The 22007-nt window shown below is 60.1% G+C and carries 21 protein-coding genes; 12 read left to right on the top strand and 9 right to left on the bottom strand.

Annotation, left to right across the window (positions count from 1 at the left end; all coding sequences use genetic code 11):
• Positions 1-40 precede the first annotated feature (40 nt).
• From mltG to Ga0074115_RS03715, 5 genes are read left to right on the top strand one after another with little or no spacing between them, the layout of a single operon-like run.
• The gene (gene mltG / locus Ga0074115_RS03735) at positions 41-1039 is read left to right on the top strand and encodes an endolytic transglycosylase MltG (protein WP_082626822.1); all 999 of its coding nucleotides are present in this window, start codon (positions 41-43) and stop codon (positions 1037-1039) included.
• On the top strand, positions 1036-1677 hold the full coding sequence (gene tmk, locus Ga0074115_RS03730; RefSeq protein ID WP_005960721.1) for a dTMP kinase: 642 nt from the start codon (positions 1036-1038) through the stop codon (positions 1675-1677). Before mltG ends, tmk begins: the two co-directional genes overlap by 4 nt.
• Positions 1678-2667: a DNA polymerase III subunit delta' gene (locus Ga0074115_RS03725; RefSeq protein ID WP_060528220.1), complete on the top strand. Its 990-nt coding sequence runs from the start codon at positions 1678-1680 to the stop codon at positions 2665-2667. It abuts the gene before it with no gap.
• A 23-nt stretch (positions 2668-2690) separates the two neighbouring features.
• Positions 2691-3041, top strand: a complete 351-nt coding sequence (locus tag Ga0074115_RS03720) for a PilZ domain-containing protein (RefSeq protein ID WP_005960723.1) — start codon at positions 2691-2693, stop codon at positions 3039-3041.
• Between the two features lie 37 nt (positions 3042-3078).
• Positions 3079-3864: a TatD family hydrolase gene (locus Ga0074115_RS03715; RefSeq protein WP_057956513.1), complete on the top strand. Its 786-nt coding sequence runs from the start codon at positions 3079-3081 to the stop codon at positions 3862-3864.
• A gap of 5 nt (positions 3865-3869) precedes the next feature.
• Here the strand turns inward: Ga0074115_RS03715 and Ga0074115_RS03710 are convergent, their stop codons facing one another.
• The 9 genes from Ga0074115_RS03710 to Ga0074115_RS03670 all read right to left on the bottom strand — a co-directional run bounded on the left by Ga0074115_RS03710 (position 3870) and on the right by Ga0074115_RS03670 (position 15368).
• Complete coding sequence (locus Ga0074115_RS03710) at positions 3870-5651, bottom strand: AMP-dependent synthetase/ligase (RefSeq protein WP_057956517.1); 1782 nt, start codon at positions 5649-5651, stop codon at positions 3870-3872.
• Between the two features lie 85 nt (positions 5652-5736).
• Positions 5737-7764, bottom strand: a complete 2028-nt coding sequence (locus tag Ga0074115_RS03705) for a 3-hydroxyacyl-CoA dehydrogenase NAD-binding domain-containing protein (RefSeq protein WP_060528219.1) — start codon at positions 7762-7764, stop codon at positions 5737-5739.
• Complete coding sequence (locus Ga0074115_RS03700; protein ID WP_057956511.1) at positions 7764-9065, bottom strand: acetyl-CoA C-acetyltransferase; 1302 nt, start codon at positions 9063-9065, stop codon at positions 7764-7766. Before Ga0074115_RS03700 ends, Ga0074115_RS03705 begins: the two co-directional genes overlap by 1 nt.
• Before the next feature lie 21 nt (positions 9066-9086).
• Entirely contained in the window at positions 9087-11552 is a 2466-nt protein-coding gene (locus Ga0074115_RS03695) for an acyl-CoA dehydrogenase (RefSeq protein ID WP_082626856.1), read from the bottom strand.
• Positions 11549-12526 carry a YiiX/YebB-like N1pC/P60 family cysteine hydrolase gene (locus Ga0074115_RS03690; RefSeq protein WP_060528218.1) on the bottom strand — a complete coding sequence of 326 codons (978 nt, stop codon included), beginning with the start codon at positions 12524-12526 and terminating at the stop codon, positions 11549-11551. The genes Ga0074115_RS03695 and Ga0074115_RS03690 overlap by 4 nt, the downstream gene beginning before the upstream one ends.
• Before the next feature lie 208 nt (positions 12527-12734).
• The gene (gene hypD, locus Ga0074115_RS03685) at positions 12735-13832 is read right to left on the bottom strand and encodes a hydrogenase formation protein HypD (RefSeq protein ID WP_057956510.1); all 1098 of its coding nucleotides are present in this window, start codon (positions 13830-13832) and stop codon (positions 12735-12737) included.
• Between the two features lie 56 nt (positions 13833-13888).
• A complete protein-coding gene (gene hypB, locus Ga0074115_RS03680; protein ID WP_057956509.1) occupies positions 13889-14707 on the bottom strand; it encodes a hydrogenase nickel incorporation protein HypB in 819 nt (272 codons plus the stop codon).
• A gap of 75 nt (positions 14708-14782) precedes the next feature.
• Entirely contained in the window at positions 14783-15139 is a 357-nt protein-coding gene (locus Ga0074115_RS03675; protein ID WP_057956508.1) for a hydrogenase maturation nickel metallochaperone HypA/HybF, read from the bottom strand.
• The gene (locus tag Ga0074115_RS03670; RefSeq protein WP_057956507.1) at positions 15132-15368 is read right to left on the bottom strand and encodes a HypC/HybG/HupF family hydrogenase formation chaperone; all 237 of its coding nucleotides are present in this window, start codon (positions 15366-15368) and stop codon (positions 15132-15134) included. The genes Ga0074115_RS03675 and Ga0074115_RS03670 overlap by 8 nt, the downstream gene beginning before the upstream one ends.
• 82 nt (positions 15369-15450) lie before the next feature.
• Between Ga0074115_RS03670 and Ga0074115_RS03665 the strand changes: the two genes are divergently transcribed.
• From Ga0074115_RS03665 to Ga0074115_RS03635, 7 genes are all read left to right on the top strand, one after another.
• Positions 15451-15966: a HyaD/HybD family hydrogenase maturation endopeptidase gene (locus tag Ga0074115_RS03665; RefSeq protein ID WP_060528217.1), complete on the top strand. Its 516-nt coding sequence runs from the start codon at positions 15451-15453 to the stop codon at positions 15964-15966.
• Between the two features lie 86 nt (positions 15967-16052).
• The gene (locus Ga0074115_RS03660; protein ID WP_057956506.1) at positions 16053-16493 is read left to right on the top strand and encodes a hydrogenase expression/formation C-terminal domain-containing protein; all 441 of its coding nucleotides are present in this window, start codon (positions 16053-16055) and stop codon (positions 16491-16493) included.
• Between the two features lie 16 nt (positions 16494-16509).
• Positions 16510-17601: a hydrogenase small subunit gene (locus Ga0074115_RS03655; protein WP_057956505.1), complete on the top strand. Its 1092-nt coding sequence runs from the start codon at positions 16510-16512 to the stop codon at positions 17599-17601.
• The gene (locus tag Ga0074115_RS03650; RefSeq protein WP_057956504.1) at positions 17598-18260 is read left to right on the top strand and encodes a hypothetical protein; all 663 of its coding nucleotides are present in this window, start codon (positions 17598-17600) and stop codon (positions 18258-18260) included. Before Ga0074115_RS03655 ends, Ga0074115_RS03650 begins: the two co-directional genes overlap by 4 nt.
• Positions 18257-19522, top strand: a complete 1266-nt coding sequence (locus tag Ga0074115_RS03645) for a (Fe-S)-binding protein (protein ID WP_057956503.1) — start codon at positions 18257-18259, stop codon at positions 19520-19522. Before Ga0074115_RS03650 ends, Ga0074115_RS03645 begins: the two co-directional genes overlap by 4 nt.
• 55 nt (positions 19523-19577) lie before the next feature.
• Complete coding sequence (locus Ga0074115_RS03640) at positions 19578-21299, top strand: nickel-dependent hydrogenase large subunit (protein ID WP_057956502.1); 1722 nt, start codon at positions 19578-19580, stop codon at positions 21297-21299.
• Positions 21300-21469: 170 nt separating this feature from the next.
• Positions 21470-21982 carry a hypothetical protein gene (locus Ga0074115_RS03635; protein WP_060528216.1) on the top strand — a complete coding sequence of 171 codons (513 nt, stop codon included), beginning with the start codon at positions 21470-21472 and terminating at the stop codon, positions 21980-21982.
• Positions 21983-22007: the final 25 nt, after the last annotated feature.

Here is a 22007-nt window from a genome sequence, read left to right as displayed (position 1 = left end):
CCTCTCCCATCAGACAGGCAATGGAGTAGAATCACTCGCTATGCTGCAACGGATATTTGGCGCCCTGATCTTTGTCTCCAGTCTCCTCATCGCCTGGGCCTGGATGGAGTACCAGCAGTTCCAGGAGATGCCGCTCAATCTGCCCGCCGACGGGCTGCTCTATCAGCTGGATCAGGGCGACACGGTACGCCAGCTGGCGGTGGATCTTAAGCAACTGGGGGTGATTGATCAGCCGCTGCTGCTGCGCCTGTTGGCGCGCCAGAGTGGGCTAGCCAGCCGCCTCAAGGCGGGGGAGTATCGGATCCCGGCGGGCACCACACCAATAGAGCTGCTTGAGTTGCTGGTTGCCGGCAAGGTCACCCACTACAGCCTGACCCTGGTCGAAGGCTGGACCTTCAAGCAGATGATGGCGGCGATAGATCGTGACCCGGTATTGCGCCATACTCTGCGAGGTGCCACAGATGTGCAGATCATGCAACAGATCGGCCATGCAAACGAGCATCCAGAGGGTCGATTCTTTCCCGACACCTACCACTTTCCCAAGGGTACCAGTGATCTGGATCTGCTGCGGCGCGCCTATGCACGGATGACAGAGACGCTGGAACAGGCCTGGCAGCAGCGCCAGTCAGAACTGCCCCTGAAGAGCCCCTATGAGGCGCTGATTCTCGCCTCCATCGTTGAGCGCGAAACGGGACTGCCGGAGGAGCGCCCGCAGATCGCCGGAGTGTTTATCCGGCGTCTGCAGAAGCGTATGCGGCTGCAGACCGACCCTACCGTGATCTACGGCATGGGGGAGCGCTATGATGGCAACATCCGTCGCCGCGATCTGAAACAGGACACTCCCTACAACACCTACGTACATGCAGGCCTGACTCCAACCCCGATCGCCATGCCGGGAGCGGCAGCGATCGAGGCGGTATTGCATCCAGCCGAAGGGGATGCACTCTACTTTGTCGCCACCGGCAATGGTGGCCATAAATTCTCGGCCACCCTGGAGGCACACAACCAGGCGGTGCGCAAATATCAGTTGAAGCGATGAAACAGAAGCAGGGCAGATTTATCACCGTCGAAGGAGGCGAAGGGGCAGGCAAGAGCAGCAACCTCGACTTTATTCGCCAGCAGTTGGAAGCGCAGGGCAAGCAGGTTCTGTTTACCCGCGAACCGGGTGGCACCCCGCTGGGCGAGGCGATCCGTGAACTGCTATTGGGGCATCAGCATCAGGGGATGGCCCACGACAGCGAACTGCTGTTGATGTTCGCGGCGCGTGCCGAGCACCTGCAGCAGAAGATCCTGCCTGCCCTGGCACAGGGAACCTGGGTGCTGTGTGATCGCTTCACCGATGCCAGTTACGCCTACCAGGGCAGTGGCCGAGGGCTGAAGACGGCGCGCATCGCCCAACTCGAGCAGTTTGTGCAGGGGGATCTGCGCCCCGATCTAACCCTGCTGCTCGACCTGCCGGTGGAAGTTGGTCTGGCACGGGCCGGGCAGCGCTCGGCGCCGGATCGGTTCGAAAGCGAGCAGCAGCACTTTTTCCAGCGAGTCCGTCAGGGTTACCTGCAGATCGCGGCGGATCAGCCGGAGCGGGTCAGGCTGATCGATGCCTCGCTGCCCCTGGCGCAGGTACAGCAACAGATCAGTCGTGAGCTGGAGCGTTTCATCCAGCGCCTGGGAGGATAGATGATGACGCTGCTCCCTTGGCAGAACACCATCTGGTCACGTTTGCAGCAGATGCGCGACAGCGGCCGACTGCCCCATGCGCTGCTCTTCTCTGGTCCCCAAGGTGTTGGCAAGGATTTGTTTGCGCAGCTGTTTGCCAAGTCACTGCTCTGTCACGAACCCGACAGCTCCGGCCTGCCCTGCGGTCACTGTCAGCCCTGTCATCTGCTCGCCAGTGGTGTGCATCCCGACTTCACCAACATCGCTCCGGATGCGGAGAGCAAGAGCGGCGAAATCCTGGTCGATACAATTCGCGGGCTTGCCTTCAGCACGACTCTGACTTCAACCGCCGGCAGCCATCGGATCGTCCTGCTGCGCCCGGCGGAGCGGATGAGCAACTCGGCTGCAAACGCCTTTCTCAAGACCCTCGAAGAGCCCCCGCTGGGCACGCTGATGATACTGATCAGCGATCGGCCCTCGCGGTTGTTGCCAACCATCCGCAGTCGTTGCCAGCTGATCGGTTTTGCCACCCCGCCGGCAGAGCAGGCGCTGCCCTGGCTCGAGGCACAGGTGAAGCACGGCGATCCTGGGATGTTGCTGGCGCTTGCTGGCGGCGCCCCGTTGCGGGCGCTGGAACTGGATGACAGTGCGCTGCTTGAGCAGCGGGATTCACTGCTCACAGCCTTTATTGCGTTAGCCGAGGGGCGCACCGATCCGGTCAAGGTTGCCGCCGACTGGGCGAAGCAGGACCTCAACATGCTGTTCGAGTGGTGGAGCGGCTGGTTGATCGATTTGTTGCAGCTGCAGGCAGTGGAGCAGCCTGTCACACTCTTCAATAAAGATCGACGGGAGACTTTCAAGCAACTGGCGGAACGGCTAGACTCAGGCGAGTTACAGCGCAATCTTCAGCGCCTCTATCGGGCGCGCCAGGACGTTGAGGCCAATCTGAATTCCCAGCTGTTGCTGGAGAGCCTGACCATCGACTGGACGGGTCGCGCGGCCAATAGATAACCAGCATCAGAGACAGGTGAACCATGCCGGCAGGCGGAGCGAGACAGGGGATACTTTCACTCACCATCAAGGATAAAAACGCCTTGTATGCCGCCTATATGCAGTTTGTCAAAAACGGCGGCCTGTTTATCCCCACTAGCAAAAAGTACAACCTCGGTGACGAAGTCTTCATGTTGCTGACGCTGATGGACGAGGCGGAGCGCATCCCGGTGGCGGGCAAGATCATCTGGATCACCCCGATCGGTGCCGAGGGCAATCGCGCTTCCGGTATCGGCGTGCAGTTCAGCGACCAGGATGGCGGCGCCGCGCGCAACAAGATCGAGACCATTCTCGCGGGTGCGCTGAAATCGGATCGTCCGACCCATACCCTCTGACCTCTCTCCCTTTCCCCTGACTTAAAGGCCTGCAAGCATGCTGGTGGATTCCCATTGTCATCTGGATCGTGTCGATCTGGCGCCCTACGATAACGACTTCGAACGCTTCATGCAGGCCAGCAAGGCTGCCGGTGTCGAACACATGTTGTGCGTCTCCATCGATCTGGAGTCTTGGCCGGCGATGGTTGCGCTGGTGGAGGCACATACCGAGATCTCGATCTCGGTCGGGGTGCATCCCAACGATCGGGAGCGCAAAGAGCCCTCAGCTGATGAGCTGATTGAGCTGGCTGCCCATCCCAAGGTGGTGGCGATCGGTGAGACCGGTCTCGACTATTTTCACGGCAAGGGGGATCTGGAGTGGCAGCGTCAGCGTTTTCGCACCCATATCCAGGCGGCGAGGCGCTGTGGCAAACCGCTGATCATCCACACCCGGGCAGCCAAGGCCGATACCCTGGCGATTATGGAGGAGGAGGGGGCCGGCGAGGCTGGCGGGGTGATGCACTGTTTCACCGAAGATCAGGCGATGGCCGAGCGCGCCCTGGAGATGGGCTTCTATATCTCCTTCTCTGGCATAGTCACTTTCAAGAATGCCGAAGCGCTACGTCAGGTGGCGCAGGCAGTACCCCTCGACAGGCTCTTGATCGAGACCGACTCACCCTATCTGGCTCCGGTGCCTCACCGTGGCAAACCGAACCAGCCGCTCTATGTCGCAAAGGTGGCTGAATGCATCGCCGATTTGCGGGGGATTTCAGTGGAGGCGCTGGCGAAGCAGACCCGGAAAAACTTCTTCCGCTGTTTTTCTGACGCCCGCTCTGACGCCTGAGGATATCAGCTGTGGCGCGTGTAGAGCGCTTCGAGCTGATCTGAATAGCGCTCGATAATGCGATGGCGGCGCGCCTTGAGGGTTGGCGTCAGCAGGCTATTCTCTACCGTCCATGGCTCATCAATTACGGCTAGACGGCGTATCTGCGCATAACCAGGAAAGCTGCCCAGATGGCTGCTGATACGTTCCAGCAGCCGCTTGTTGAGCGCACCGTCTACTGAGAGGTTTTCGATATCGATCCCCTCATGCTCGCACTGCTTCGTATTGAGTACCACCATGGCGCTCAGATAGGGGCGCCCCTCGCCGATCACCAGCACCTGTTCAAACAGTGGGTCGAGTGCGATGCACATCTCCATATCGGCGGGTGGAACCTTCTCGCCATTGGCTAGCACGATGATCTCTTTGATCCGACCGGTGATGAAGAGGTGGTTCTGCTCGATCTTCACCTTGTCACCGGTGTGCAGCCAGCCATCTGGATCGATGGTTTCGGCAGTGGCTTGCGGATTGTTCCAGTAGCCCAGCATCACCGTCGGGCTGCGCACCTGCAGTTCATCATTCTCACCGATGCGCGCCTCGATTCCCGGTAGGATAAGGCCGACACTATCGGGGATGTTGTCCGCATGGGTGTTCTCCGCAATGATTGGACTGGTCTCGGTTAAGCCATAACCCTGCAGGATTGGCACTCCCAAGCCGACGAAGGTTCTGGCGATCTCTGCGGTGAGCGGCGCGCCGCCTGATACCGCGATGCGCAGTCGACCGCCGAGTCGTTGCTGCAGTTTCTTTGCCACCAGCCGCTCCAGCAGCGGCCAGCTGAGCAGTCTCGGCGACCAGTGTGCGCGCCCCTGCTGGTAGTTGAAGTTTCGCCAGCCTGTCTGCACGGCTGACTCAAACAACTTGCGTTTGAGCGTCGGCCCCTCATCCAGCGCGCTCATCAGCTTGTTGTAGATCCGTTCAAAGATACGTGGTACCGCGATCAGCACCGTGGGCCGCAGTTGCTGGAGATCCTCCGCCAGCTCCGGGATGGAACGGGCATAGGCGACCCGAGAGCCGGCGACGATCGGCAGATAGTAGCCGACGGTGCGTTCCAAGGCATGGGAGAGCGGCAGGAAGGAGAGGAACAGGTCGTTGCTGAAGACGTCGATCAGCTTGAGCCCGGCCTCGATGTCCCAGAGGATGTTGCGGTGGCTCAGCATCACCCCCTTGGGGCGACCGGTGGTGCCAGAGGTATAAACGATGGTGGCAAGGGCGTTAGTGTCGAGATCAACAGCCTGATACTCGCCGGCAGTGGCGGGCAACCAAGCGTCGAGATGCAGCAGTCGTGGCTGGGGGATCTCTGACTCAACCATCTGCAGGGTGACGATCCGTGCCAGGCCGGCCAACTGATGCTGGATCTGCTGCAGGCTCTGCCACTGCTCGTGATTCTCCAGCAGTAACAGTTTCACCCCAGCATCCTGCAGAATGTAACCGATGTTCTCGGGCCGGTCGTTGGTGTAGATCGGAACGATCACCAGCCCCAGCCCCTGGGCAGCCAGATCATAGATGGACCAGTGTCGGCAATTGCGCAGCATCAGTGCGATGCGGTCGCCCGGTTTGAGCTTTTCGCGCTGCAGCGCAGCCTGCCAGCGGGCTACTTCCGCGGCTGTTTCGCGCCAGCTGTATTTGATCCAGCGTTGTTGTTCGCGATCGTATTCGATATAGGCGGTGGCGTCCGGGCTGCGGCGCAACCGCTGTTGAAAGAGTCCGCCAAGGGTGTCTGCCTGGGCGTAACTGATGTAATCGGTGTTCACGGTTGTTGTAACCCGTTGGTTATTGTCGTTGTTGGAACATCCGAGTTCCGGTACACCTGCGTTGATTTGGTCGAACCATAACATGCTAAACCCTCCCCAGGTTAGTCCAGCCTGAATCGGGGTGGAATTGCTCGCCGTGGCGGCGTTCCAGCTCTTGAATGCGCTGGCGCATCTGCTGTAGTCCGCCATTTTTGATGTAGTGCATGGGGCCACCGCGGAAGGGAGCAAAACCGGTGCCGAAGATGATCCCCGCATCGAGCAGATCGGCATCCTCCACCACTCCTTCGCGAAAGCAAGCCACTGCCTCGTTTAACAGGCGGAAGATCAGCCGTTCGGCCAGGTCGTTGGGGGCATGATAGAAGGCATCGAAACGCTGCTTGAGCGGACGTTTTTTCTCCCAGCGATAGAATCCCTCACCGCTCTTCAATCCCAGCTTGCTCTCTCTAACCATAAATTCCAGCTGTCCCGGTAGTTTGAACGGGTAGTGGGCAGAGAGTTCTTTCGCCACTGCCAGGCAGATGTCGAGTCCGACCCGATCGGCCAGTTCGATCGGCCCCACCGGCATGCCGAAGTCCACCGCCGCCTTGTCGATCACCGGCCCAGGGACGCCCTCCTCAAGCAGTTCCATCGCCTCCAGCAGGTAGGGCATCAGGACCCGGTTGACCAGAAAACCGGGATAGCTCTTGACCGGCACCGGCAGCTTATCGATGCGCCTGGCAAAACTGGCGCCGCGGCTGATCTGCTCAGCGGCGGTCTGCTCACCATGCACCACCTCTACCAGCTGCATTCGCGCAACCGGATTGAAAAAGTGCAGTCCGATCAACCGTTCAGGACGGCGCATCGCCACGCCGATAATCTCCAGCGGGATGCTGGAGGTGTTGCTGGCGAGCAGTGCATTGGGGCGCGCTCTGGCCTCTAGTTTACGGAACAGCGATTGTTTCACCCGAGTATCCTCGAATACCGCCTCAATGATCACATCGGCGTGGGCGATGCCATTGCCTTTGGGGTCTGGCATCAGCCGATCCATCGCCGCCTGCACCTCGCGCCGGGATTTGAGCCTCTTGCTGAAGAGTTGGTGGGCGCTGGCCAATGCCCGGCTGAGATACTTCGCCTCCCGATCCTGCAGTGAGACCCTGAGCCCCTTGAGAGCACACCAGGCGGCAATATCCCCACCCATGACTCCGCCACCGATCACATGCAGATGCTGCGGCTTGAAACCGCTGTCGTTGCCGAGGGATTTGAGCCGCTCCTGCAGGAAGAAGACGTGGATCAGGTTTTGCGCAGTCTTGCTGCGTAGCAGTCTGGGGACTCGCTGGGCCTCACCCTCAAACAGCTGTGCACGCTGATCACCGGCGTGCCGCCAGTGGTCAATCAGGGCAAAGGGTGCGGGGTAGTGCGCCTTGCGCACCCGTTTTGCTGTTTGCCGCTCCACCATCCAGGCCAGCGGGAGGCGCAGCGGTCGGCTGTTGAGGATTCGCTGCGATAGCTTTGGACGCTGCTTCGGCGGTGCCTCCTTGAGCAGATGGCGGGCGGTAATCCGTTCCAACCGCTCGGCAGCGATTCGGTCCACCAGGCCGATATGCAGTGCCCGGCGGGCATCGATGTTGCGACCGCTTAGCATCAGTCGGAGCGCATCCAGCGGAGCCAGTGTTTCGAAGCTGCGCGCGGTACCGCCGTAACCGGGGAAGATGCCCAGGCGCACCTCGGGAAAACCGAGCCGGGTGGCGGGATCATCCCGTGCGATGCGGTAGTCACAGGCCAGTGCCAGCTCCAGACCGCCACCCAGGCAGAAACCGTGGATCAGCGCCAGGGTTGGGAAGGGCAGCTCTTCCAGTCGCTGCAGGATGGCATGCACCTGCTGCAGATGGGCCTTGATCTGCTCCTCGCTGGAGGGCAGTGCGAACCCCTTCACGTCAGCACCGGCCATGAATCCAGCGGGTTTGTCGGAGAGGATCACCAAGCCTTTGGCAGCAGAGTGTTGCAGGCTCTGCAGCTGGCTGTCGAGCACCTCGAGTGTCTCCAGAGAGAGCAGGTTGACGCTGCTTTCGGCCATGTCGAAGTGGAGCCAGGCGAGCTGCTCTTGGTCCCACTCAATTCGCCAATGTCTATCCATCACACACGCTCCACAAGTATTGCGCCACCCTGTCCGCCGCCGATACAGAGGCTGGCGATGCCGAATTGTCCCCCCTCCTGCTGCAGGCGTTTTAGCAGATGCAGTACTAGCCGGGCGCCGCTGGCACCGACCGGATGCCCGATGGCGATGGCGCCGCCGTTGCGATTGAGCCGCTCCTCAAAGATCGGCGCCATTGGCTGTTCGATACCCAGCTCCCGCTGCAGATAGTCGCCATCCTGCCAGGCGGCAAGGCAGGCAAGTACCTGGACGGCGAACGCCTCATTGATCTCCCAGGCGTCGATCTGATCACTCTCCAACTGGTTGCGCTGTAGCAGTGGCGCCATCGCGTGCACTGGTCCAAGTCCCATCTGGGCCGGGTCGAGTGCGGCCCAGTGGCTATCGATGAGTCTCCCCATCGGCTGCAGCTGGAAGCGCTCCACTGCGTGTTCCGAGGCGAGCAGCAGCAGCGCCGCACCATCGCTTATCTGGGCACTGTTGCCGGCGCTAACCCGGCCGTAGGGTGGATCAAACACCGCTTTCAGGGTGGCGAGCTTCTCCAGGCTGGAATCGGCGCGCAGGCCATCGTCATGGTCATAGAGCCGGCCCTGGTGATCGAACAGGGGCTCGATCTCGTCGAGACGCGCCTCCTGCATCGCCTGTTGTAGCCGTCGGTGGCTGGCCAGGGCGAAGCGGTCCATCCTCTCCCGATCGATGCTGAAACGGGTTGCCAGGTTCTCCGCAGTCTGTCCCATGGAGAGCCCCACTGTGGGGTCGGTGAGGCCGCGCAGCAGGGCAATGATGAGCTGAAAGTGGGCAGGCCGCAGCCGGCTCAGCTGCTGGCTACGGGCGATTAGGCCGCGGCTGCGCTGCCACTGGGCGAGCCAGCCGACCATCTTCATGTTCAGCAGCAGTGGCTGGCGGCTCATCGCCTCGCTGCCGCCGGCCAGTATCAGTTCGGCACGACCGCTGGCGATCTCGATCGCGGCGCTATCGACCGCTTGCAGGCCGGAGGCGCAGTTGCGTTGCACGGTCCAGCCCGGTACCTGTTTGCCGCAGTCGAGCCGCAGCGCTAGCAGACGACCGATGTTGGCCTCATCGGGACCGGGCCCGACACAGCCGAGGATTACCTGATCCAGCTGGGCCGGGGAGAGTCTGGCCTGCCGGGCCAACAGCGGCCGGCCGGCGGCGACTGCCAGATCGCTGGCGCTGAAGGGGCCGGGGGTGCCGCGGGCCTTGAGAAATGGGGTGCGGCTGCCGTCGATGATGTAGACCGGTTGACACACTGAGTCTCGCTGTTCCATCTGGCTCCTCCATCTCGCTAGTTAGGCAACACCCCGTTGTGATTCTTCTTGCACCGCCTCTCTGGTCTGGGGTGTCAGTCCATCGAAGGCGTCAACCTGGATCACCTGGTCGATCCACTGTTCGGCCTGGTGCAAGGTTTCAATCTGAGTATGGGTGATAATTCCCAATTCTAGTGCACTGTTGAGCTGAGCGGCACGGCTGTCGCCGATGATCTGTCCGGCGTGGCGTGCCTGGCGCAGGGTCTTCTCGATTGGTGCCGCCAGGCTGACCGCCTTGAGCGCCAGCTCCAGCCGCCCAGCCGGTTCGCCAGGATCGTTGCTGCTGAAGACATGCGCGGTCAGCCGATCGCGTGGGTTGCCGGGGGTTTGCAGCAGCCGCGCGAGCTGGCCGTCGAGTTGGTCGGAGGCGGCTTTGAATGGCATGCCGCTGGGGAAGATAGCGATCCTTAACAGCCAGGCGAGGGGGCGTAGCGGCAGATTGTGCAGCAGTGCAGAAAAGGCCTGCTGGATACGAATAAGGCTGTCGGCCATGGCCCAACGCAGCAGTGGCAGATCCTCTTGCTGAGAGCCCTCATCGGCAAAGTGTTTCAGCAGTGCGCTGGCGATGTAGAGTTCGCTGAGAATGTCGCCAAGCCGGGCTGAGAGGCGCTCTTTGCGTTTCAATGCCCCGCCCAGCGAGAGCAGGGTCAGATCGGCGGCCAGGGCAAAGCCGCTGCTCATCCACTGCAGATGTTGCAGGCTGCGTCCGGCAAAGCCAGGCAGTGGTGTAGAGGCAAACAGCGCACGACTCAGACCGAGCCAGAGGCTGCGCGCCAGATTGCCCAATATGAAATGCGCATGGCCAAACAGGGCCTGGTCGAACTGGATCACTGCCTCGCGGGAATCGGCCAGCAGGGCGGCGTCAAGTTCACGCAGCAGATAGGGGTGGGCACGGAGTGCGCCCTGGCCGAAGATGATCATGTTGCGGGTGAGGATGTTTGCCCCCTCCACCGTGATCGCGATCGGGATCGCCTGATAGGGGCGGGCCAGCAGGTTGTTGGGGCCGAGGCAGATGCCGCTGCCGGCCTGGATATCCATCGCCTGGTTGATCACCTCGCGGTAGCGTTCGGTGAGGTGGTATTTGACGATGGCGGTGACCACCGAGGGGTGTTCGCCGCGGTCGAGGGCAGCCAGGGTCAGCAGGCGGGCGGCATCCATCTGATAGCTGGCGCCAGCGATCAGGGCTAAGGCCTCTTCTATCCCCTCAAAGCGGCCGATCGGCTGACCAAACTGGCGACGGATCCGAGCATAGGCGCCGGTATAGCGGCAGGCCGCTTTGCTGGCACCGGTGGCCAGCGCCGGCAGGGAGATGCCGCGGCCTTCCGCCAAGCTTTTCATCAACATGCGCCAGCCCTGACCGATGCCGTCGCGGCCACCGATCACCCAGTCGAGCGGGATGAACACATCCCGGCCGCTGATGGGGCCATTTTGGAATGGGATATTGAGCGGCAAGTGGCGTTTGCCGATGCTCACTCCAGGGGTCTGGCGCGGGATCAGCGCCAGGGTAATGCCGGGCTCGCTCTCTTCACCCAGCAAATGCGCGGGGTCGTGGAGCTTGAAGGCGAGCCCGATCAGGGTGGCAACCGGGGCTAGGGTAATGTAGCGCTTCTCCCAGTTGAGGCGGATGCCGAGCACCTGCTCGCCTTTGAACTCGACATACTCCACCACGCCGCTGTCGGGCATCGCCCCGGCATCGCTGCCCGCCTGTGGACCGGTGAGGGCGAAGCAGGGGATCTCTTCACCGCTGGCGAGTTTGAACAGATAGCGCCGCCTCTGCGCATCGTTGCCGTAGTGGAGCAGCAGCTTGGCCGGGCCGAGGGAGTTGGGCACCATCACGGTGACTGCGGCGGTGATGCTGCGGCTGGCAAGCTTCATCACGATGGTGGAGTGGGCGAGGGCGGAGAACTCCAGGCCACCATATTTCTTTGGGATAATCAGCCCAAATAGACCGCACTGCTTGATGAAGGCCCAGACCTCCGGCGGCAGATCATAGTCCTGATGGGTGATCTGCCAGTCATCGAGCATCCGGCAGAGTTGCTCTAGCGGGCCGTTGATAAAGGCCTGCTCTTCTGCGCTCAGTTGCGGCGCCGGTTGGCTGAACAGCTTCTGCCAGTCGGGCTGGCCACTGAACAGTTCGCCGTCCCACCTGACGCTGCCCGCCTGCAGTGCCTCCTGTTCGGTTCGGGAGATCGCCGGCATCATTTGGCGGAACTGCTTCAACAGCGGCGCGCTGATCCAGCGACGGCGCTGCTTGGGCAGGGCATAGAGTAATAGGCCGAGGGCATAGGCCAGCCAGAATGGGATCGACCAGAGGGGGGTGAGCAGTCCGCCCAGTTGCAGTGCCAGCAGCAGGCTGGGTGGCAACAGCAGCCAGATGGGGGCCGATGCCGCAGCATAGATCAGTCCCCATAGGATGACCCCGATCAGGATGATTCCAACGCCACTCATGACTTAACCTCCCGCAGCGGGGATGATCGCTCAGGCTGATCTTCATCTCCGCCTGTCCGCTCAGGATCTGTTCCGTCCCGCTCATCTGGATGCATCTCGGCAAGCCTCAGTTTGGGGGTGCAGGGATCACAGTGCTCGCGGGCCTGGTTGGAAAACTCGATCTCGTTATCATTGTAGAGCACCCTGTCATCGCACCAGGGCAGACGGCGATAGACACCCAGATCATCCAGTCCGAGGAAGGGGTACTTGATGATGTCGAAGTAGGGGGAGTAGTCGAAATCCTTGGGGGTGAAGAGGCGTGGGTTGCGCTTGAAAAAGCGGATGCTGCCATCGTCTCCCCGGTCGATGAAGGGCAGGATCGGGAAGTTGACCAGGTTGTAGGCTTCGGCGAGCAGACAGGAGCAGACGGTGCGAGTTGGGCCGCCCACGTTATGTTCAAACAGACTGGAGCGCCAGCGCCAGCGCCAGCGCCTGGGCAGGACGGTCCAGGGAAAGAGGAAGCGGGCCAGGTCGAGCAGTTGACGTACATCGTAACCGCTGCCGAGGTGTTTGATCACATAGGCGATGATCCGCTGTGCATCGCTCGGTTCGAGGCCGCTGGGGCGGCAGATGCGCAGATGCTCCATGCGGTATTTCGAGATGGGGGCGACGATGGTGCCCTCGCCCAATAGGGCCTCGATGATCAGCTGCTGGTTGGGATCACCTTGGTAGGCATCCTTGACCCGCTTGCGCAGTTTTGGGTCGGCGATGTCGTAGAGGCGGCCAATATAGAGTGCAGAGTGAGTCCAGGAACTCTGGGTGATGATCTTGATCACCTCGCTGACCCGGCTGCGTCCCTCGAGCAGCAGGATATCGCCGGGACGCAGCTCATAGCAGAGGCGGTTGAAGTCACACAGTGGAGAGTTAGGCGGCGGGCCTTCTTTAACCAGCCACTCGGAAATCTTCCTCGCAAGCCATTGTCCCAACTCTCTCATGGTAAATAACCAAGCAATCTACTCTGTTACTCCAGAGTATAGACACTGGCCGGGGTGGCTAATTCAATTTGGGAAAACCGGAACCTGAGGTGGAAGAGATCGTGTTTCTGGCTTTGTCCCATGTGCCTATATCGAAGGAATTGAGTCCGTAAGCGGACGCTCCTACGAATTACAGGACTTTACGTGGCGGCTGAGGAAGAGAGGGGTATCAAGCCTGGACCGAGCGCATCCCGCCACTCCACCAGATGCGGCAGGCACCCTCGTCGGAGACCATGCAGGGGCCGACCGGGTTGCGCGGGGTGCAGGCGCTGCCGTAGAGGCGGCACTGATTGGGGTATTTTCTCCCAAGCACCACCTGGGCGCAGTCGCAACCCGGCGGCATCTCACCGGCACGTCGGCGCGCAGGTTCTTCATACTCGGGGAAACGCAACCGGGCATCCGCTTCGGCAAAAGCCTCGCGCAGTTTGAAGCCTGAGGCAAGGATGGTTCCGATGCCACGCCAGTTGGCATCCACCACCTGCATTGATGCATTGAGATGCTGTTTGGCGCTGGGATTACCGCCGGGCCGAACCAGTTCCGGATAGCAGTTGTCGAGAAACTGTTTGCCATCGATCAACTGGCGCAGCACGGAATAGGTCGCTGCCAGCAGGCTCTCCGGGGTGAAGCCCGCTACGGCGGTGGAGATGTGGTGTTTATCCACCACAAACTGCCACTCCTCCGGCCCCATCACGGTGGCGACATGCCCTGGGGCGACCAGGGCATCGAAACCGGGGGTGCCAGAGTCGAGCAGCATCGCCACCGCCGGCCAGGTGAGGCGGCCGGAGAGCAGGATCGACAGATTCTTCGGGATGCCCTCTACCAGCAGCGAGGCCACCGGTGCGGTGGTGGTCTCGAAGCCGGCGGCAAAAAAGACCACCTGACGATCGGGATTAGCCTGGGCAATCTGCAGTGCCTCCATCGGCGAGGCGATGGGACGGATGTCAGCGCCGGCGGCGTGGGCCTGATCCAGCGAACGGGGTTGATCCTTCGGCACATTCACCGGTACCCGCAGCATGTCGCCAAACGCCACCAGGATGACCGATTCGTTGAGTGCCAGCTGGATTGCCTGGTAGACATCCTCTTCGGGACAGACGCAGACCGGGCAGCCGGGGCCGGGGATCAGTTCGATTTTTTTCGGCAGCGCAGCGCGCAGCCCGGCCTGGGTGATGGAGCGCTCATGGCCGCCGCAGACGTTCATGATACGCACCCGCTTCGGCAGGGGCAGGGTGTGGATCTGTTCGAGCCACTGTTTGGCAGTGATGGGCATGGTGGTGTAAGGATTGCCGACTGCAGGGCTTTGCACCCTCCAGTTGGCGTGATGAATCAGCTGTGGGAGTGTAATTTCGCCCCTTCCAGTTGGATCTTTGGTGTCAGGGTCTCGCCCAATACCACCCGTTCCAGCTGTTTGTTAGCCTCGCTGTGGAGCCAGTCGAGCCACTCGTCGAGTCCGGAGCCGCTCTTGGCCGAGAGGGTGATGATGGGGACCTCTGTGGCCAGGTTGCGGATCGCGGTTTCGGCGCGCTCCGGGCTGAAGTCGTCCAGGTAGCGCAGCAGATCGGCCTTGCTGATCACGATGTTATCGGCGGCACGGAACAGCACCGGGTATTTGGCCGGTTTGTCGTCGCCCTCGGTGACTGAGAGCAGCGCTACATTGAGGTGTTGGCCCAGGTCAAAACTAGCGGGACATACTAGGTTGCCGACGTTTTCGATGAAGAGGATGTCGAAGCGGCTCAGGTTCAGATCGTGCAGGGCATTGTGGACCATGTGGGCGTCCAGATGACAAGCAGTGCCAGTGGTGATCTGTACCGCTTCGATACCAAGCCTACGCAGCCGCTCGGCATCGTTTTCGGTCTCCAGGTCGCCCTCGATAACACCGATACGATACTCACCACCCAGGGCCTGCACGGTGGCCTCGAGTAGGCTGGTCTTGCCACTGCCGGGGGAGGACATCAGATTGATAGTGAGTACGCCGTGGCTGTCGAAGTGGTGACGGTTGTGGGCTGCTTGGCGATCGTTTTCGCTGAGCAGGTTTTCCAGCACCTCAACCGCATTGCTGCCGTCCTGGGTGTGGGCGTGTTTGCCATCCTCTTCGATCAGGTGACGGTTGCTCTCAGTTACATTGCAGCCACAGGTATCGCACATGGTTATCTCATCCTGTCCTTAAGTTCGGGTTGTTCCAGTCCGCTCCAATCATTGTCCAGCCAGCGGAGACGAATCTTATTTGCTGTCGGCCCGCTCGAGCTCCAGGCTCGCCAGCAGTAGCTCATCACCGCCGCTCAATTGTGTCCGATAGTCGCCGCATACGCCACATAAAAGTCGGTTGGGGGTGGCATCGCTCTCAGCACCGCAGATAGTGCAGCGGACCCTGACCGGTTGAGTCTGTGTTACCAGTTCTGCCGTCTCTGCGACAGTGCCGGTGCGGGCGATGGTGAAAGCCTGTTGCAGCAGTTCAGGCACCACCCCGGAGAGGGGGCCGATCTGCAGGATGATTCGGGTAACACGCTCGGCAGCTTCACGGGTCGCTATCTCATCGACCTGCCGCATCAGTGCCTGGCAGACTGCAAGTTCATGCATCCTGATCGAGTTTTCTCAACATCTCGTCATAGATCTCCCAGGCGGAGCGGGCCTCTTGGGGCGTTACTTTCTGAATTGCGTAGCCGACGTGGACCACAACAAAGTCGTCGGGCTGCAGGGTCTCGTGTTGCAGCATGAAGAGGCTGACATCGCGCTCGATACCTTTGGCTTCACAGCGGGCGGTGAAGCCGTCGATTAATTTGATCTGCATGGGGATACCGAGGCACATGGCGGATGGTTCGCTCCTGCGATAGATTTATGGCGGCCAGGCCGCGTAGCGGTTCAATCCCATTCTCGCCAGGAGTCCATGCATGTCAATCGAAAACGTTTTGATCCTGGGGATCGGCAATCTGCTGTTCAGCGATGAGGGGGTGGGGGTGCAACTGGTGGAGCGGCTGCGCCGGCAGCTCGGTGAACAGGCCGGGCTGGAGTGTCTGGATGGGGGGACGCTCAGCTTCACCCTGGCGGAGCCGATCGCCAGGGCTGATGGCCTGGTGGTGGTGGATGCTGCCCGTATGCAGGCCGAGCCCGGTGAAATTGGCGTCTTTTGTGGGCTGGAGATGGATCGTTATCTCAGTGGCAACCGCCAAAGTGTGCATGAGGTGAGCCTAGGAGATCTGCTCGATATCTCGCGGCTCTCAGAGCAATTGCCAGAGCAGTGCTGCCTGGTGGGTATAGAGCCGGCCTCAATGGAGTGGGGGGAGCGGCTGAGTCCACCGGTTGAGGCCGCAGTTGAACCCGCAATTGAGCGGATTCTGACTATACTCAGCAGATGGGAATTCCCCGTCACTGGCAAGGGTATTAGGCATACTCGAGGGGCAGATTAGAAGTTAATCAATTCCTGATCTGCGTCAGTATGAAGGGTTTGTTCTGGAGATATGCTTAGGTTGCAAGGTCGCTTTAGGAGTGTACCGTGGCGCAGTTAGGGGGCATCGACGTTCGAGTTGAATCACCTGGAGTGTTGCCGGAAAGTCATGGCAACGTGGTTCCCTTGCTGCATGAAATTCTCCATGCCCTCAACGAATTGCAGCGACAGGGCAGATCCACCACTATCGATCTGAGATCGATCCCCTTCGCCCCCGGTGACCAGCAGCGGCTGCTGGATACCCTTGGAAAAGGGGAGGTTGAGGCCAGTCTCGACAGCTTGGGTAGCAGCGCCATCTACGAGAGCAGCTTTGTCGGGGTCTGGGTCGTCGAGCACAAAAACGCCTCGGGTGAAGTTATCGCCCTGCAGGTCGAGATCACCACCATCCCCGAGATCCTCAAGTCCCAGGCGATGGATATTTCCGATTCCCTAATCCGATTAAGCGAACAGCTGTCTGCTCCGGCCGAGGAGGAGGGGCAGAAGGCGTGACAGAGGGGCGAGTGTGATGGCTGAAATAAAAACACTGGGCGAAAGCCTGCGGCTCAGAGGGGTGTCGCGGCGGGGTTTTCTGAAGTTTTGCACTGCTACAGCCTCGATGATGGCGTTGCCGCCCTCGATGGTGCCGGCGGTTGCTGCGGCCCTGGAGAAGGCCAGACGCCCATCGGTAATCTGGCTCTCCTTTCAGGAGTGCACCGGCTGTACCGAGTCCCTCACCCGCAGCCACGCACCCACCCTGGAAAACCTCATCTTTGACCATATCTCCCTCGACTACCATCACACACTACAGGCCGCGGCCGGTGATGCCGCGGAGGCGGCCCGCGAAGCGGCGATGCACGAGAATGCCGGTAAATACCTGGTAGTCGTCGATGGCTCGATTCCGCTAAAGAACCCTGGTTACTCCACCATCGCCGGTATCAGCAATCTCGATATGTTGCAGGAGACGGTGGCCGGTGCCGCCGCTGTGATAGCCGTGGGCAGCTGTGCCGCCTTTGGCGGTCTGCCGCATGCCAATCCCAACCCGACCGGAGCGGTGGCGGTCTCTGAGATCGTCAAGGACAAACCGGTGATCAACGTTTCAGGCTGTCCGCCGATTCCGGTGGTGATCACCGGTGTGCTGGCGCACTTTCTGACCTTCGGCTCGATCCCGGAGTTGGATGAGCTGGGACGCCCCAAGGTCTTCTATGGTAAGAGCATCCACGACCGTTGCTACCGTCGGCCCTTCTACGACAAGGGATTGTTTGCCGAAACCTTTGACGACGAAGGCGCACGCAAGGGCTGGTGCCTCTACCGCCTCGGCTGCAAGGGTCCGAGCACCTATAACGCCTGCGCCACTGCCAAGTGGAATCAGGGCACCAGCTGGCCGGTGGAGTCGGGACACGGCTGTCTGGGCTGCTCCGAACCCGATTTCTGGGATGGCGGAGGCTTCTATAAGGCACTTTCCATTCCCGACAGCGATATCGCCAGAAATGCCGCCTACTCGGTGGCCGCCGGCCTTGCAGTCGGTGCGGTCGCGGGCGCGCTCAATCGGAGTCAGCAGGCCCAGGCAGTGGCGAAACATGAAACAGTCAGCGTGGATGATCTGGAAAAATCGTCATGAGCACTCAGATCGATTTTCTTCTATGGGTTAAGGGGCCGGGATTTGATCTGGCTCTGGCGGTGTTTGTCATCGGTGTGGTGGTGCGCTTTTTGGAGATCTTTCTCCTTGGAAGAAAACCGGACTTTGCCGAACCGCGTGGCAGTGAGTTTGGTCCGGGCATGCGCACGGTTTTCAGCCGCTCCCTACCGGATCCTGGCAGTTTCAGACGTTCCCCTTTCACGGTGATCGGTGGTTATGCCTGGCATATCGGGTTCCTCATCTGCCTGCTTTTTTTTGTCCCCCACATTGAGCTGATCAAGAGTGCGTTTGGCTTGAAGTGGCCCGGCCTGCCAAATCATCTGGTTGATGCAGTGGCGGTCATCACCATCGTGACACTGATGGCGATGTTGGTGGATCGTCTGACCCACCCGGTAAAACGTTTTCTCAGTGATACCGAGGATTATCTGATCTGGCTGTTGACCTTTCTGCCGATGCTGACTGGCTACTTGGCCTTCCACCGGTTGATTGATCCCTACCCGTTGGTGCTGGGGCTGCACATTCTGAGTGTGGAGCTGCTGATGGTGGTGTTTCCCTTTACCAAGCTGATGCACGTATTCACCATCCTGTTTGCCCGTTGGTACAACGGCGCCATGGCCGGCCGCAGGGGGGTGAAGTCATGAGCAAGGCAACCCTAGAACGGGGGCTCAACGCCTTTCGTGAGCAGATGGACGCACCGACTGCAGTCTTCTTCAGCAGCTGCGTCAGTTGCGGTATGTGTGCTGATGCCTGCCTCTTCTACACCGAGACAGGTGATCCGCGCTATACGCCTATCCACAAGCTGGAGCCATTCCGCCTCATCTGGGAGCAGGAGTTCACGCTCTGGGGGCGCATCAAGAGCACCATCGGCCTTGGTAAAAAAGTGGACGATGCAATGCTCGAGGCGTGGGAGCCGCTGATCTACGACAGTTGCACACTCTGCGGGCGCTGTTCCATGGTTTGCCCGGTTGGCAACGACATCGCCTACATGATCCGCCGCGCCCGCGAGGGTTTTGTCGCCTCCGGCAACGCCCCGGAGGGGATGAGAGATGCCAGCACCCGCGCGGTGAAGGTCGGTAGCCCGATGGGGGTGAAGTTTCCGGCGCTGGCGGCACAGATTCGCCATATCGAAGCCGATACCGGTCTGAGCATCCCGGTGGATGTGGAGGGGGCCGACTACATGGCGCTGCTCTCCTCCATGGAGATCATGAACTTCCCTGAGTATATCGAGGCACTGGCGAAGATCTTCAAGCAGGCGGATCTGAGCTGGACCCTCTGCTCCGAGGCCTTCGAGGCGACCAACTCTGGTATCCAGATCGGTTCCAGCGACATCGCCCGGGAACTAGTCTCCCGGGTCGTAGCCGGTGCTGAGAAGCTCAAAGTGAAATATGTGATCAGCCCCGAGTGTGGCCACGCCTACACCGCGATCCGCTGGGAGGGACCCAATCTGATCGGCCGCTCCTATCCCTTCAAGGTGGCGCATATCCTTGAACTGTTGGATGAATTGCGTGCCAGTGGTCGGCTGAAAACTGAAGGGATGGAGTCAGCGCGTATGACCTTCCATGACCCTTGTCAGATCGTGCGAAAAGGGGGGGTGCTGGAGCAGCCGCGCAACCTGCTCAATCAGGTCGCCGCCAACTTCGTCGAGATGCATGATAACCGAGAGATGAACTGGTGTTGCGGCGGTGGCGGCGGTGTCAGCGCCAATGAGCGGGCGGATGCCTTGCGTCTCAAAGTGTTTCAGAGAAAGAAGAGCCAGCTCGATGAGCTGCAGGTGGATCGGCTGGTTACCGCCTGCGCCAACTGCCGCCTGATGCTGGAAGATGGTATCGAGGAGTACAACATGGAACTGCCGGTGGTCGGTCTGACTGAGATGCTGGCGGATCACCTGGTCGAGGATAAGTAGGTCAGGCGATAGTCTGAACTGTGCGTGGAAACCGCACCAGCAGGAGATGAAAAAAATGGCTGAAAGAATCGTCGTTGATCCCATAACCCGCATCGAGGGTCACCTGCGTATCGAGGCGCAGATGGAAGGCGATCAGATCGCCAGCGCCTACTCCTCCGGCACCATGGTGCGCGGCATCGAGTTGATCCTGCGTGGGCGTGATCCGCGCGACGCCTGGGCCTATGCACAGCGCATCTGCGGTGTCTGCACCCTGGTGCATGGCATCGCCTCGGTACGTGCGGTGGAGAATGCACTGAACTACCCGATCCCGCCCAACGCCCAGTTGATCCGTAATCTGATGATCGGCGCCCAATACATCCACGATCATGTGATGCACTTCTACCACCTACATGCGCTCGACTGGGTGGACGTGGTCTCCGCGCTCTCTGCTGACCCGGCGAAGACCTCGGAGCTGGCGCAGTCGTTGAGCAACTGGCCGAAGGCATCCCCCGGCTACTTCTCAGATATGCGGAAGAAGCTGAAGGGGTTTGTCGAAGCCGGCCAACTCGGCATCTTCGCCAAGGCCTACTGGGGCCACTCTGCCTACAAGCTGCCGCCGGAGGCCAATCTGATGGCGGTGGCTCACTATCTGGAGGCGCTCTCCTGGCAGCGTGACGTGGTACAACTGCACACCATCTTCGGTGGCAAGAATCCGCACCCCAACTTCCTGGTTGGTGGCACCGCTTCCCCCATCGATCTCAACTCCGATTCAGCCATCAACATGAAGAAGCTGGCCCAGGTGCAGAATGTGATCGATAAGATGCGCAGCTTCGTTGATCAAGTCTATCTGCCCGACACTCTGGCTATCGCCGGCTTCTACAAGGAGTGGGGCGAGCGTGGTGAGGGCCTTGGCAACTTTCTCTGCTACGGCGATCTGCCGGGCACCAGCATGGATGATCCCGACAGCTACTTCTTCCCCGCCGGGGTGATCCTCGATCGGGATATCTCCACCGTGCATCCGCTCGACATGAACAATCCAGATGAGATCCAGGAGTTTGTGGCTCACTCCTGGTACGACTACAGCGATGGCAAGGAGCAGCCCAAGCACCCCTACGACGGCGAGACTAACCTCAACTACACAGGCCCCAAGCCGCCCTACAAACAACTCGATGTGGAGCAGGCCTACTCCTGGATGAAAGCGCCGCGTTGGAAGGGCAAACCGATGGAGGTGGGGCCGCTGGCGCGGGTGCTTATGCTCTATGCCAAGGGCCACGAGCAGACTCAAAAGTTGGTCAATATGACCCTGAAGACCCTGGACCTGCCGGTGCGTGCGCTCTTCTCCACCCTTGGTCGCACCGCTGCCCGGACCCTGGAGACCAAGATACTGGCCGATGCCATGCAGGGCTGGTACGACCAGCTGATCGCCAACATCAAGGCTGGTGATACCAAAACTTTTAACGAGGCTCTGTGGGATCCCTCCACCTGGCCAAACCAGTGTAAGGGGGTTGGTTTCATGGAGGCGCCGCGTGGTGCCCTCGGCCACTGGGTGGTGATCGAAAATGGCAAGATCAGCAACTACCAGGCGGTGGTTCCCAGCACCTGGAATGCCGGACCGCGGGATGCGCAAGGTCAGGCTGGTGCCTATGAGGCGGCGCTACAGGATAACCATCAACTAGCCGATGCCAAACAGCCGGTGGAGATCCTGCGCACCATCCATAGCTTCGATCCCTGTATCGCCTGCGCGGTGCATCTTTCCGATGAGGATGGTGAAGAGCTGCTACAGCTCAAAGTCACCTGAGCGGACTGGCTGGGCGCGCGGGCCTGCAAGTCGCGGGGCGGGTTAAAGTGGGATGATTGACACGGAATACCACTGATCCAGCTCTTAGCTTTGCGGTCAATTGTACCTAAAATGGCGGATCAGGCTGAGGGAACGCCTCCAGCAGAGATATCCCAGCAGGAAGGCTGAAGATGAGACCAACCACATTTATCGCATCCTTGTCCCTAATCCTCTCTTCGTCCTCTTGGGCGTTCGATTATGGGGAACAGATCAAAGGGCTCAGCTGTGATCAAGACAAGACCTGCATCTATAAACGTCCTACGCATGACGGCCAGACCGGCGACAAGGGTGTTGAATTCCCGTCTGGGTTTATCGGGGATTGCGCCCGGTTTATCAGTTCTTTTGATAAACCGGCAGCAGCTGAGTCGTCTCACGAAATCAAACAGCCCGAGCAACAGCAAAAGGATACGTCAGATAATAGTGACGACAGCAACCTGGTCATATCCGTTAAATACAAAAAACGGGATGAGCCTGAGTTTGTCTTGTCCCGGGAGCTTGGACATGGTTATGGCCGGGCAGGCATGTTTCTCACCCTGACCGGAACAATGATGGGTGGTGATGCCGGTGAAACCCAGATATTAATCGTTCCGAAAGTATTGGCAGTGTATACTGCTTTCCATGGCTACGATAAAAGAACAGCGTGATCAGAAAAGGAAAGATGTAGTGGAG

Origin of the sequence: endosymbiont of Ridgeia piscesae (assembly GCF_001443665.1) — a bacterium.
In the GTDB taxonomy this organism is placed as follows: domain Bacteria; phylum Pseudomonadota; class Gammaproteobacteria; order Chromatiales; family Chromatiaceae; genus Endoriftia; species Endoriftia persephonae.
The sequence above is the reverse complement of the archived record's forward strand: the minus strand, read 5'-3'. Positions and strand labels throughout refer to the sequence as shown.